Source organism: Rathayibacter sp. VKM Ac-2929 (assembly GCF_022815495.1).
In the GTDB taxonomy this organism is placed as follows: Bacteria; Actinomycetota; Actinomycetes; order Actinomycetales; family Microbacteriaceae; genus Rathayibacter; species Rathayibacter festucae.
The window spans coordinates 103,677-116,690 of record NZ_JALGRV010000004.1 but is presented as its reverse complement, the minus strand read 5'-3'; the positions used below and the strand labels follow the sequence as shown (position 1 = coordinate 116,690).

Below are 13,014 nucleotides of genomic sequence, written 5' to 3'. Positions count from 1 at the left end.
GAAGGCCGAGCCGTATCCGGGAAAGCGCGTCCGAGCGCTTTCCCGTCGGCGGACGCACGACGCTCTGCGGAACGCGGCCACCTCGGAGAGCCGACCGCGCCGAGCCGGGCAGGGACCGGCTCGGAATCAGCTCAGAACCAGGAGCTCTCGCGGACTTCCTTCATGGCGGCTCGGCGGTCGTCCTTGGAGAGGCGGTCGAGGTAGAGGCGGCCGTCGAGGTGGTCGCACTCGTGCTGGAGGGCCTGGGCCATCAGGCCGTCGCCCTCGAGGACGACCTCGTTGCCGTCGAGGTCGGTGCCGCGGACCTTTGCGTGCGGGTAGCGGATCGCGGGGTACCAGAGGTTGGGGACGGAGAGGCAGCCCTCGTCGACGGGCTCGGGCTCGCCGCTGAGCTCGACGATCTCGGGGTTGAGGATGTAGCCGACGGCGCCGTCGACGTTGTAGCTGAAGGCGCGGAGGTTGACGCCGATCTGCGGGGCGGCGACGCCGGCGCGCCCGGGGGTGCGCACGCTGTCGACGAGGTCCTCGACCAGACCGCGGATCCCGTCGTCGACGGTCTCGATCGGGGCGGACACCGTCTTCAGGACGGGATCGCCGAAGATCCGGATCTGGCGTTCGGTCATGCGGTGCGCTCCCTCAGTGCCTCCTCGGCGGAGAGGAGGGCGTTCTCGACGACTTCGCTCGCCGCGGGGTGCGGCCAGTACTGGCTGCGGGCGAGGCCGCGGATCCCGACCCCCGCGCTGGCGGCCTGGACGAGCGGCTGAATGAGGATACTCGCCTGCGGGCCCATCAGGTGCGCGCCGAGCAGCTCGCCGTCGAGTCCGACGACGAGGGTGCAGATGCTCGAGTCGTCCTCCATCGCCCAGCCGTAGGCGGTGGAGCCGAACTCCTGGGTGACGGCGACGACGTCGATGCCGCGCTCCCCCGCCTCCTTCTCGGTGAGGCCGAAGTGCGCGATCTGCGGGTGCGCGAAGATCGCGCCGGGCACGGGGGCGAGGGTGTTCGAGAGCATCTCGCCCGGGTGCAGGAGGTTGTGCGCGACGAGCCGCGCCTCGTGGTTGGCGACGTGCTTGAGCTGCCACTCCGAGGAGACGTCGCCGAGCGCGAAGAGCCCTGGCACGACGCGTCCGCCGGAGAGGACCCGCTGCTCGTCGTCGACGACGACACGGCCGTCCGGGTGCAGGTCGATGCCGACGGAGGCCGCGGCGATGGTGTCGCTGTTCGGGTCGCGCCCGGTGGCGACGAGGATCGTGTCGGTCTCGACGCGGGAGCCGTCGTCGAAGGTCGTGACGAGTCCGCCCGGAGTCGCCTCGACGCTCTCGGCGGAGACGCCGGTGCGGACGTCCCAGCGCTCGCGCGCCAACGCTGTGAAGCCGCGGGCGATGCCCTCGTCGAGCGAGCGGAGCAGACGGTCGCCGCGGACGGCGACCGTCACCGCGGTGCCGAAGGCCGAGAAGATGTGGGCGAACTCGACCGCCACCGCACCGCCGCCGAGCACGAGCATCCGTGCGGGGAGCTCGTCGATCCGCATGATCGAGTCGGAGTCGTGGATCCGCGGGTCGGGCTCGTAGGCCGCGAGGAGCGGACGCGGACGCGAGCCCGCGGCGACGACCACCTGCGGTGCGCTGATCCGGACGCCGCTCGCGCTGACCAGCACGTGCGGCCGGTCGCCGTCGCCGAGCGACTCGAAGCCGAAGCTCTCTCGCAGCACGGTGACGTTCTCGGACCGGTTCGCCCGGTAGTCGAGGCCGCCGGCGCTGATGGCGTCGGTGCGGCCGAACACGCGGTCGCGCACCTCGGCCCACTCCGGCCGGGCCACGCGGCCGTGCACGCCGACCCGGTCGCCCTGGTCGACGTCGGTCACGATGTCGGCGACGTGCACGAACATCTTGGTCGGGATGCAGCCGGCGTTGAGGCAGGTGCCGCCGAACCACTCGCCGTCGTCGAGGATCGCGACGCGGGAGCCGGCCCACTCCGGGCCGACGATCGAGTTCCCGGAACCGGCGCCGAGCACGATCAGATCGAACGTCAGGGTCTCCGTGGAGTCGACCGCCACGGCGTCCTGCAGAACCGCGTCAGGCACGACGGACCGGGATGCCCTCGACGACGAGCGCAGCGAGCAGGCGCGCCGCCTCCTGGGTCGCCGGGCGCAGCTGCTCCCACTTGACGACCGAGCCGGCGGCGAGCACCGGGTCGTACGGGATGCGGACGATGTCGCGCACGCGCGAGCGGAAGTGCGACTCGATCTCCTCGAGCTTCACAAGGCTGGTGCCCTGCGTCGCGGTGTTCAGCGCGACGACGGCGTTCCGGACGAGATCGCCGTAGCCGTTGGCGTCGAGCCAGGTCAGGGTCTCGGAGGCCAGGCGCGCCTCGTCGACGCTGCCGCCGGAGACGATCACGACGCTGTCCGCGCGCTGCAGCGTCGCGCGCATCACGGAGTGCACGATGCCGGTGCCGCAGTCGGTGAGCATGATCGAGTAGAAGCGCTCGACGAGATCGGCGACGACGTTGTAGTCGTCCTCGTCGAAGGCCTCGGAGAGCTGCGGGTCCGTGTCCGAGGCGAGCACGTCGAGCCGGGTCTCGTCGCGCGAGACCATCGTCGAGAACTCGGTGAAGCCGGTCACGCCGGCGGCGCGGTTGACGACGTCGCGGACGGTCGAGCGGGTCTGCTTGGGGACGCGCTCGGCGAGGGTGCCGCGGTCGGGGTTGGCGTCGACCGCGATGATGCGGTCCTCGCGCGAGTCGGCGAGGGCCATCCCGAGCAGGGTCGTGACGGTCGTCTTGCCGACGCCGCCCTTGCGGGTCATCACCGGGACGAAGCGGGTGCCGCCCTCGAACTGGCGGCCGATCCGCTCGTCCATCGCCTTCCAGGCCTGGACCTTCGCGGAGTCGCCGAGGTTGACGGTGTGGAAGGTGAGGCCGTAGACGAAGCGGTTCCAGCCGCCGGTCGGCGCGGGCCGGGTCTTGCGGTTGACCTCGAGGAGCCGGTCGGGGGTCAGCATCGACGCGGACTCGGGCGCGGAGGACGACCCGCCGGTGCCGGACTCGGCGCGGAGGCGGTCGCGCCGGGTGACGCCGGGAGCCGGATCCGCGGCAGCCGTGTCGGGCTCGTGCTCGATCTCCGGGGCGGGCTCGGCAGGACGCTGCTCGCCGCGACCGCGCGGCCGCTCGCCCGAGTCCTCGGGGAGCACCGACACCTCGTCGCGCGAGGCGATGCCGGCCGAGACGGGCCGGACGGCGCCCGGTGCGTCCGGGATGCCGAGGCGTCCGACGTCGATCGTCGGGTCCTCCACGGGTGCCGGAGCGCTCGACCGACGGCGCGCCGGAGCGGGCGAGTCCAGCCGGATGCCGTCGGGGATGCGGGTCGGAGCGGTGTCGCTCGCGCGCGGGGCGTACTGCTCGGAGTCCCGCGCCGCGTCGAGCGCCGTCCGCGGAGTCGGGCCGGTGTCGAGATCGGGCTGGTCGTCGTTGCGCTCATCCATGCGAACGAGCCTCCTTCCGCTTGCCGCCAGTGTACCGACGGGCCCGGCGGCGCACGGGGGCTCGGCTCCCGTCCTCGCGCCTGCTAGGTGCCGAGTGGAACCGTGTGCAGGGAACGGTTAGGTTCTCCCACCCGGAGGAAAGTAAAGTACTCAGCCATGCATGTACTCAGCGTGAGCTCCCTCAAGGGCGGCGTCGGCAAGACCACCGTGACGCTCGGCCTTGCATCCGCGGCGTTCTCGAAGGGCCTGCGAACGCTGGTCGTCGACCTCGACCCGCAGTCCGACGTCTCCACCGGCATGGACATCAACGTCGCCGGTCACCTCAACATCGCCGACGTCCTCACGTCGCCCAAGGAGAAGATCGTCCGCTCGGCGATCGCGCCCTCCGGCTGGACGAAGGAGCGCCAGGGCACGATCGACGTCCTGATCGGCAGCCCGTCCGCGATCAACTTCGACGGACCGCACCCCAGCATCCGCGACATCTGGAAGCTCGAGGAGGCGCTCGCGAGCGTCGAGGCCGACTACGACCTCGTCCTGATCGACTGCGCGCCCTCGCTCAACGCCCTCACCCGCACGGCCTGGGCCGCGAGCGACCGGGTCGCCGTGGTCACCGAGCCGGGCCTGTTCTCGGTGGCCGCCGCCGACCGCGCGCTGCGCGCGATCGAGGAGATCCGCCGCGGTCTCAGCCCGCGCCTGCAGCCGCTCGGCATCATCGTCAACCGCGCGCGCGTGCAGTCGCTCGAGCACCAGTTCCGGATCAAGGAGCTGCGCGACATGTTCGGCCCTCTGGTCCTCAGCCCGCAGCTGCCCGAGCGCACCTCGCTCCAGCAGGCGCAGGGCGCTGCGAAGCCGGTGCACGTCTGGCCGGGCGAGAGCGCGCAGGAGATGGCGCACAACTTCGACCTGCTGCTCGACCGCGTCATCCGCACGGGGCGCATCGGCGAGCAGGCGGTGCCGGCGGCGACGAGCTAGCCCGGCGAGGTCCGCGCACGGCGTCGCAGCCTCGGCTGCGGCGCCGTCGCTGTGTGCGGGAGCGGGTCACGCCGGAACGCCGGCGTCGGACGGCGGGTCTGCAGGGCCGGCGTGCTGGGGACGGTGGGTCTCGATACGCCCCTTCGGGGCTACTCGACCGACATGCGGGAGCGAGCCTCGATCGAACGCCGTGCCCGGACGGCCCAGCATGATGACCGCGCCCTGCGGGGCTCCTCGGCAAGCAGGTGTCGCAGGCGTGCGGCGATCGACCGGCAGGAGGGGCGGGTCAGCCGACCTTGCGGGAGGCGCGGCGGCGGGCGAGCTCGTCGGAGGGGTCGACGGACTGGTGGTCGAGCTCGACGAGGCTGGTCTCGACCTCGCGGAGGACCTTGCCGACGGCGATGCCGAAGACGCCCTGGCCGCGGCTGAGGAGGTCGATGACCTCGTCGTTCGAGGTGCAGAGGTAGACGCTCGCGCCGTCGCTCATCAGCGTGGTCTGCGCGAGGTCGTCGACGCCGGACTCGCGGAGCTGGTTGACCGCGGTGCGGATCTGCTGGAGGGAGATGCCGGTGTCGAGGAGGCGCTTGACGAGCTTCAGCACGAGGATGTCGCGGAAGCCGTAGAGGCGCTGGGTGCCGGAGCCGGAGGCGCCGCGCACGGTGGGCTCGACGAGCTCGGTGCGGGCCCAGTAGTCGAGCTGGCGGTAGGTGATGCCCGCGGCCCGCGCTGCGACGGCGCCGCGGTAGCCCGCGTCGGCGTCGAGGTCGGGCAGTCCGTCGGTGAAGAGGACGAGGTCGCGCTGGCCGCTGACGTCGCGGCTGACTTCTCTCATCCCTGTGCCTTCCGGATACGAACGCCGGTCGCTCCGAACGCGCTCCCTAAGCTACCGACCCGGGGATGCCGAGTAAACGACATCCGCTCTTCCGGGAGGGCGTGTCGTCGGCCCGACCCGGAGATCACGAGCGAGCGAGCCGCGAGAGCGCACTGCGCACCATGGCCTCTCGGATGGTGCCGAGGTGCGCGGCGAGGCCGATCGCGTTCTCGGCGGCGCCGGCCGTGCCGGACGCGTCGCCGCGGCGGGTGCTCGAGGCGACGACGCTCTCGATCAGCGACATCTCGCGCTCCACGGCGATGCGGAGCGGGCGGAGGTGGCGCGGCTCGATGCCCGAGCGGCCGAGGTCGACGAGCGCCTTGAGCGTCGTGACCGCCTCCTCGCCGAAGACGTCCCCGCCGCGGACCAGCCCGGCGGCGATCGCCTCGCGTACCAGCGCCGGGCTCGCCCCGGATTCGCTCGCGAGGCCGTCGCGGGTGAGCCGGGTGGCGGGGGCCAGCAGGGAGGGTGCGGCGCCGCCGGCACCGGCGGGGAGGGACGGCTCGCGTCCGGCGTCGACGTCGTCGAGGTAGCCGCGGATCACCTTGAGCGGCAGGTAGTGGTCGCGCTGGAGCGCGAGGATCATCCGCAGGCGCTCGACGTCACCGGTGGAGAACTTGCGGTAGCCCGAGTCGGTGCGAGCGGGCGAGACGAGCCCCTGCTCCTCGAGGAACCGCAGCTTCGACGGCGTGACGTCGGGGAACTCGGTGGTGAGGTGCGAGAGGACCTGGCCGATGCTCAGGAGAGCGGCCGGGCCGGACGGGAGTGCGCGAGCGGCCGAACGACCCACGGCTACGCGTCCGGAGCGGCGACGAGGTCGGCGCGGGACGCGTAGAAGGTGAGGCGGAACTTGCCGACCTGCACCTCGGAGCCGTCGGTGAGGATCGCGGACTCGATCCGCACACCGTCGAAGTAGGTGCCGTTCAGCGAGCCCAGGTCGCGGACCTCGAACGAGGTGCCGCGGCGCACGAACTCGGCGTGCCGGCGCGAGACCGTGACGTCGTCGAGGAAGATGCCCGCGTCCGGGTGCCGGCCGACGGTCGTCGAGTCGATGTCGAGCAGGAAGCGGGCCCCGGTGTTGGGACCCCGACGGACGACGAGCAGGGCGGAGCCGGAGGGCAGAGCGCCGACGGCCTCGGCCTCCTCGCGGGATGCCCGGTTGTCGAGCGCCGCCAGCTGGGCGCCGATGTCGTCGGTGAACGTGAGGGTCGTCTCCGTCGACGGCTCGACGGGAACGGACGGATCTGCGGATGACGCTCCGCGCACGGACTCGACCAAGACGTACCTCCTCGCTATCCCCTCAGCGTATCGGAATCGGAGGGCCCGCCGGTCGCCCCTGACGGTCCGTCGACCCCCAGGACGAGGCCTCGGGTCTGCACCGCGTAGACGATCCCCGCCCACCAGTAGAGGAACGCGCCCCAGAGCGCGAAGGCCCACGCGACGGGGAGGGACGCCGGGGCCAGCGCCGGGAAGGCCTGCCCGAGCATGATCAGCGGCAGCGCGTAGAAGAGGCAGAACGTGGCGAACTTGCCCAGGTGGTGCACCGGCAGCGGTCCGTAGCCGTGGTTCGCGAGGACGACCGCGAGCACGACGAGCACCAGATCGCGCGCGACCAGCACGGCCACCAGCCACCAGGGCACCAGCTCGCGGACGGCGAGCCCGATCACCGTCGCGAAGATGTAGAGGCGGTCGGCGGCCGGATCGAGGACGGCGCCGAGGCGCGTGATCTGGTCGAAGCGGCGCGCGATCCAGCCGTCGAGGTAGTCGGTGAGGCTGGAGAGGACGAGCGTCAGCAGGGCGAGCGCGTCCTCGCCCTCGATGATGAGCACGAGGAACACCGGCACCAGTGCGAGCCGCACCATGCTGAGGATGTTCGGGACCGTCCAGATGCGGTCCTCCGCCGCGCGCGCCATGCCGGGAGCCCTCGTCAGCGCTTGTCGCGCCAGACCCGCTCGAAGGGGAGCCGCCAGGCGTGCGGGGCGATCAGCTGGTGGATCGCGTTCGGGCCCCAGGAGCCCGGTGCGTAGAGGCGCACGGGCGGCGGGTCCTGCAGGAGCGGCGCCGACACCTCCCAGAGGCGCTCGATGCCCTCGGCGGTGGTGAAGAGCGTGTGGTCGCCGCGCATCGCGTCGAGGATCAGCCGCTCGTAGGCCTCGAGGGCGTCGCCGGCGCGGTCGGTCTCCTGCAGCGCGAACTGCATGCTCAGCTTGTCGAGCCGCATGCCCGGGCCGGGGCGCTTGCCGTAGAAGGACAGCGACACCTTGGAGGCGTCGGCCAGGTCGAAGGTGAGGTGGTCGGGGCCGTGCGCGCCGACGCCGGAGCCCTGCGGGAACATGCTCTTCGGCGGCTCGCGGAAGGCGATGGAGATGATCCGCTGCCCCTCCGCCATCCGCTTGCCGGTGCGCAGGTAGAACGGCACCCCGGCCCAGCGCCAGTTGTCGATCTCGCACTTGAGCGCGACGAAGGTGTCGGTCTCGGAGTCGGGCGCGACGCCCGGCTCCTCGCGGTAGCCGATGTACTGGCCGCGGACGACGTTCTCGGGGTTCAGCAGCCGCATCGAGCGGAAGACCTTGTTCTTCTCCTCGCTGATCGCCTTCGGCTCGAGGGCGGTCGGCGGCTCCATCGCCATGAAGGCGAGGACCTGGAAGAGGTGGGTGACGACCATGTCCTTGTAGGCGCCGGTCGACTCGTAGAACTCGGCGCGGCGGTCGAGGGTGAGCTTCTCGGGGATGTCGATCTGGACGTGGTCGATGAAGTTGCGGTTCCAGATCGGCTCGAAGAGACCGTTGGCGAAGCGGAAGGCGAGGATGTTCTGCGCCGGCTCCTTGCCGAGGAAGTGGTCGATCCGGAAGATCTGCTCCTCGTCGAACGTCTCGTGCAGCTCGGCGTTGAGGACGACGGCGCTCTCGAGGTCGACGCCGAAAGGCTTCTCCATGATGATCCGCGAGCGCTCGACGAGGCCGGCCTCCGCGAGCATGCGGACGACCGAGAGGGCGGCGCGCGGCGGGACGCTGAGGTAGTGCAGGCGGCTGACGTCCGGGCCGAGCACCTTCTCGGCGTCGGTGACCGCCTTCGCCAGCGCGGCGGGGCCGGCGGACTGCGGGACGTAGCGGAGCTTGGAGGCGAACTCGTCCCACTGGGCGGGGGTCAGCGAGCGGCTGCCGAACTCGTCGTAGGCGAGCTTGGCGAAGGCGCGGAAGGACTCGTCGTCGTGCTCCTCGAGCGAGGTGCCGACGATCTGCAGATCGGGTGCGAGCGAGGACAGCGCCAGGTGCGCCATGCCCGGGATGAGCTTGCGGCGGGACAGGTCGCCCACGGCCCCGAAGAGGACGACGACGTGAGGGGCGGCCTGCTCGGTCTGGACGGCGGGGGCGGGAGGTGCAGGGGTCACGGTCACCCCTCGATCATTCCATTCCGCCGCGTGACAGTGGCGTCATCCGCCGGACACGCGCCGCCGCTAAGGTCGTGCCGTGCCTCCGATCTCCGACGCGCCAGCCGCGACCGCAGCACCCGCCTCCTCCGCCTCCTCCGCCGACGGGACCGTCGCGCCGCCGATGGACGACCGCATCCGCGGCGACGTCCATCTGCTCGGCGAGCTCCTCGGCCAGGTCCTGCGGGAATCGGGCGACGACAGCCTCTACACCGACGTCGAGCGGCTCCGCGCCCTGACGATCGGCGCCTACGACAGCGGGCACCCGGACGAGCTGGCCGCGGCGGAGGAGTTCGTCGCGTCGCTGAACGCCGAGCGCGCCGAGGAGGTGGCGCGGGCGTTCACCTGCTACTTCCACCTCGTGAACGTGGCGGAGGAGTTCCACCGCGTGCGGGTCCTGCGCCGCCGCGACGCCGACGCCGGCGCCCAGCGGCCCGAGGACTCGATCATCGCGTCGATGGCGACCCTCACCGACGAGCTGGGCGAGGAGGAGGCGTTCGAGCGCCTCTCGCGCCTGGAGTTCCGCCCCGTCCTCACCGCGCACCCGACGGAGGCGCGCCGCCGCGCGGTCTCCTCCACCATCCGCCGGATCAGCGCCCTGCTCGAGCAGCGGGACGACCCGCGCACGGGCGGCGTCGTGCTGGTCGAGAACCGCCGGCGCCTGCTCGCCGAAGTCGACACGCTCTGGCGCACGGCGCCGCTGCGCGAGTCGAAGCCCAGCCCGCTCGACGAGGTCCGGACCGCGATGAGCGTGTTCGACGAGTCGCTGTTCTCCGTCCTGCCGCGGGTCTACCGCCGGCTCGACGACGCGCTGCTCGGTGACGCCTCCGGCACCCGCAAGCCGATCGCCCCCGCGTTCGTGCGCCTGGGCACCTGGATCGGCGGCGACCGCGACGGCAACCCGTTCGTCACCGCGGAGACGACCCTCGAGGCCGTCGACATCGCTGCCGAGCACGTCCTGATCGGGCTCGAGCGCGTCGCCCGCCGGGTCGGCCGCTCCCTCACGCTGGACGCCGGCACCACTCCCCCGTCGGCGGCCGTCGAGGCGCTCTGGGCCGCGGGGGTCGAGAAGGCGCCCGAGCTCGCCGCGGTCATCGCCGAGCGCTCGCCGAGCGAGACCCACCGCCGCGTCCTGCTCTTCACAGCGGACCGGCTCGCGGCGACCCGCTCCGGCGGCGCGCTCGCCTACGGCTCCGCCGCCGAGCTGCTCGCCGACCTGCGGACCCTGCAGGACTCGCTGATCGAGGCGGGCGACGTCCGCTCGGCCTACGGCGACCTGCAGGACCTGCTCTGGCAGGTGGAGACCTTCGGCTTCCACCTCGCCGAGATCGAGGTGCGGCAGCACTCGAAGGTGCACCGCGAGACCCTCGCGGCGGTCCGCGCCGGCGGTGAGCTCGACGAGCGCAGCATCGAGGTGCTCTCGGTCTACCGCGCCATCGCGACGATCCAGGAGCGCTTCGGCACCGACGCGGCCCGCCGCTACGTCGTGTCGTTCACCCAGTCGGCCGAGGACCTCAAGACGGTCTTCGACCTGGCCGAGGCGGCGACCGACGGGAACCCGCCGATCATCGACGCGGTCCCGCTCTTCGAGACGTTCGCCGACCTCGACGCGTCGACGGACATCCTGGCCGAGATGATCCAACTGCCCCAGGTGCGCGCGCGCCTCGCCGCGACCGGGAACCGGCTCGAGGTCATGCTCGGCTACTCCGACTCCTCGAAGGACGTCGGCCCCGTCTCGGCGACGCTCGCGCTCTACGACGCGCAGGCGCGCATCGCGAAGTGGGCCGAGGACGAGGGCATCGTGCTCACGCTCTTCCACGGCCGCGGCGGCGCCCTCGGCCGCGGCGGCGGACCGGCGAACCGCGCGGTGCTCGCGCAGCCGCCCGGCTCGGTCGACGGCCGCTTCAAGCTGACGGAGCAGGGCGAGGTCATCTTCGCCCGCTACGGCAACCCGGACATCGCCACCCGGCACATCGAGCAGGTCGCCGGTGCGACGCTTCTCGCCTCCTCGCCCTCGATCGGCGAGCGCAACGCCGGCGCCGCGGACCGCTTCCGCGACGTCGCCGCGACGATGGACCGCGAGTCGCGCCGCCGCTTCTTCGAGCTGGTCAAGGCCGACGGCTTCGCGCCCTGGTTCGCCCGGGTCACCCCGCAGGAGGAGGTCGGCCTGCTCGCGCTCGGCTCGCGGCCGGCCCGCCGCGGCCTCTCGGTCGAGTCGCTCGAGGACCTGCGGGCGATCCCGTGGGTCTTCGCCTGGACCCAGGCCCGCGTCAACCTGACCGGCTGGTTCGGACTCGGCAGCGCCCTCGAGGCGGTCGGCGACCTGGACGAGCTGCGCACCGCCTACGAGACCTGGCCGCTGTTCACCACGATGATCGACAACGTGGAGATGTCGCTGGCGAAGACCGACGAGGGCATCGCCCGACGCTACCTGGCGCTCGACTCCCGCGACGACCTCGCCGGTCTGGTGCTCGACGAGATGGAGCTCACCCGCCGCTGGGTGCTCTCGATCACCGGCGAGGAGAGCCTGCTCACCGGGCACCGCGTGCTCGGGCGGGCTGTGCGGCTGCGCACGCCCTACGTCAACGCGCTGTCGCTGCTGCAGCTGCGCGCGCTCCGGGCGCTGCGCACGGATCCGGGCGGCTCGGGCACCGAGCAGAACCAGCGGCTCCTGCTGCTGGCCGTGAACGGCGTGGCCGCCGGCCTCCAGAACACGGGCTGATCCAGCTCGCCGCGGGACTCCCGCGCGAACGACGGAACCCCCGGCGGCCTGAGCGGCTGCCGGGGGTTCCGTCGTCGTGCGGGTGGAGCGGTGCGGATCAGATCTGCGCGCCGTGGTCGAACGTCTGCGGGGCGCCGGACTCCTGCGCGGCCTTCGCCTCCTCGTACTGCTTGCGGACCGCGACCATGTCGAGGCCGCGGACCTGCTCGAGCAGGGAGTCGAGGGCCGGGGCGGGCAGGGCGCCGGGCTGCGCCATCAGCGGGATGCCGTCGCGGTAGACGACGAGGGTGGGGATCGACGAGATGCCGTAGCTGCCGGCGAGCTGCTGCTGGTCCTCGGTGTCCACCTTCGCGAAGGTGACGTCCGGGTTCTTCTCGCTGGTCGCCTCGAAGACGGGGGCGAACTGGCGGCACGGGCCGCACCACTCCGCCCAGAAGTCGATGAGGACGATGCCGTCGGAGACGGTCTGGTCGTGGGTGTCGAGAGTCATCGCTGTCGTGGCCATGAGGGATGCAACCGACCCGATCCGCGCGCTATTCCCGGGCGGCGGGCGGGGTGGTCGGCGCCGCGGAGTCCAGCAGGTCGAGCAGGGTGCGCGGGCCCAGAGCCGTGGCGCCGAGCTCCTCGATCCGGGCGACGAGGCCGCGGTCGGCGGTCACCACGCGGGCGGTCGGCCCGATCGCCGCGACGCGCTCGACGATCGCGTCGTCTCCGGAGCCGGCGGCGCTCTCGACGCTCAGCCGTCCGCGCGGAGCCGCGTCGACCGCGTCGGCGGTGCGTGCCGCCCGGGCGTCGCCCTCGAGGACGACCGCGATCCGCGGCCAGACCGTGTCGGCCTCGACGGCGAACAGCGAGCCGGGGACACCGAGTGCCGCGAGGCGCCCGAGCGCCGCGACGAGGCGCTCCGCCGCGCCGGCGCGGTCGCGCCACCAGCCGTCCGGACGCGAGCCGACGACGTTGGCCGCGTCGACGACGAGGACGCACGGCTCGGTGTCGAGGGCGCGCAGCTCGCGCCAGGAGGCCTCGAACCCCGGGTGCAGCGGGAGCGCGTCGACCTCGGCCGGCGGGACCCAGCGCAGCTCCTGGCTCTCGGCGTCGGCGATCCGCGGGGTGAAGTGCTCGAGGGCCCGGGCGACGACGGTGGTGTAGCTCCAGGGGCCGATGGTGACGACGCGGGAGAGGACGGGCACGACGATCCCGTCGGGCACTCCGGCCTCCTCGACCGATTCGCGCAGGGCGCCCTCGAAGGCGGTCTCCTCGGGGTGGCGGGCGCCGCCCGGGAGTCCCCAGGTGTCGCCGAAGTGGCTCCAGGTGGCGCGGTGCTGGAGCAGGACGCGGCCGTCCGGGTCGCGCAGCAGCAGCCCGGCGGCGCCGAAGCGACCCCAGAAGCGGCGCCCGTCGCCGATCTCGACCCAGCCGTCGCCGAGCGCGGCGTCGAAGGGGTGGCGCGGAAGCGCTCCGCCGTCGGCCGGGCCGTCGCTCGTCATGCGCTCCAGCCTTCCACATCGCGCCGACCGTCCCGGACCGCCCGCCGCAC

At 72.6% G+C, this 13,014-nt stretch carries 12 protein-coding genes; 2 read left to right on the top strand and 10 right to left on the bottom strand.

From position 1 onward, the window contains the following. Positions 1-131: 131 nt before the first annotated feature. The 3 genes from def to MT355_RS13110 are packed head-to-tail and all read right to left on the bottom strand — an operon-like array spanning position 132 to position 3,482. Entirely contained in the window at positions 132-623 is a 492-nt protein-coding gene (gene def / locus MT355_RS13120) for a peptide deformylase (RefSeq protein ID WP_243599885.1), read from the bottom strand. Then, positions 620-2,083 carry a mycothione reductase gene (locus MT355_RS13115; protein WP_243599884.1) on the bottom strand — a complete coding sequence of 488 codons (1,464 nt, stop codon included), beginning with the start codon at positions 2,081-2,083 and terminating at the stop codon, positions 620-622. The genes def and MT355_RS13115 overlap by 4 nt, the downstream gene beginning before the upstream one ends. Beyond that, positions 2,076-3,482, bottom strand: a complete 1,407-nt coding sequence (locus MT355_RS13110) for a MinD/ParA family protein (RefSeq protein WP_243599883.1) — start codon at positions 3,480-3,482, stop codon at positions 2,076-2,078. The genes MT355_RS13115 and MT355_RS13110 overlap by 8 nt, the downstream gene beginning before the upstream one ends. A 156-nt stretch (positions 3,483-3,638) precedes the next feature. Here MT355_RS13110 and MT355_RS13105 point away from each other — a divergent pair, with 156 nt between their 5' ends. Next, positions 3,639-4,454 (top strand): ParA family protein, encoded by an 816-nt coding sequence (locus tag MT355_RS13105; RefSeq protein ID WP_123446122.1) that lies wholly within the window; start codon positions 3,639-3,641, stop codon positions 4,452-4,454. 286 nt (positions 4,455-4,740) lie between these two features. On the opposite strand, the gene MT355_RS13100 is transcribed toward MT355_RS13105, so the two are convergent. The 5 genes from MT355_RS13100 to zwf all read right to left on the bottom strand — a co-directional run bounded on the left by MT355_RS13100 (position 4,741) and on the right by zwf (position 8,716). Beyond that, on the bottom strand, positions 4,741-5,286 hold the full coding sequence (locus MT355_RS13100; RefSeq protein ID WP_123446121.1) for a MerR family transcriptional regulator: 546 nt from the start codon (positions 5,284-5,286) through the stop codon (positions 4,741-4,743). A gap of 124 nt (positions 5,287-5,410) precedes the next feature. Then, positions 5,411-6,115, bottom strand: coding sequence for a MerR family transcriptional regulator (locus MT355_RS13095; protein WP_243599882.1), 705 nt, complete (start codon positions 6,113-6,115; stop codon positions 5,411-5,413). Between the two features lie 2 nt (positions 6,116-6,117). Next, positions 6,118-6,603: an FHA domain-containing protein gene (locus MT355_RS13090; protein ID WP_279392406.1), complete on the bottom strand. Its 486-nt coding sequence runs from the start codon at positions 6,601-6,603 to the stop codon at positions 6,118-6,120. 14 nt (positions 6,604-6,617) lie between these two features. Beyond that, entirely contained in the window at positions 6,618-7,238 is a 621-nt protein-coding gene (locus MT355_RS13085) for a CDP-alcohol phosphatidyltransferase family protein (RefSeq protein WP_243599881.1), read from the bottom strand. Positions 7,239-7,252: 14 nt separating this feature from the next. Further along, positions 7,253-8,716, bottom strand: a complete 1,464-nt coding sequence (zwf, locus tag MT355_RS13080; protein ID WP_123704898.1) for a glucose-6-phosphate dehydrogenase — start codon at positions 8,714-8,716, stop codon at positions 7,253-7,255. Positions 8,717-8,879: 163 nt separating this feature from the next. Here zwf and MT355_RS13075 point away from each other — a divergent pair, with 163 nt between their 5' ends. Then, a complete protein-coding gene (locus MT355_RS13075) occupies positions 8,880-11,477 on the top strand; it encodes a phosphoenolpyruvate carboxylase (protein ID WP_243600273.1) in 2,598 nt (865 codons plus the stop codon). Between the two features lie 97 nt (positions 11,478-11,574). Here the strand turns inward: MT355_RS13075 and trxA are convergent, their stop codons facing one another. After that, on the bottom strand, positions 11,575-11,982 hold the full coding sequence (gene trxA, locus MT355_RS13070; protein ID WP_123735903.1) for a thioredoxin: 408 nt from the start codon (positions 11,980-11,982) through the stop codon (positions 11,575-11,577). A gap of 28 nt (positions 11,983-12,010) precedes the next feature. Then, on the bottom strand, positions 12,011-12,964 hold the full coding sequence (locus MT355_RS13065; RefSeq protein ID WP_243599880.1) for an NUDIX hydrolase: 954 nt from the start codon (positions 12,962-12,964) through the stop codon (positions 12,011-12,013). Between the last annotated feature and the right edge of the window lie 50 nt (positions 12,965-13,014).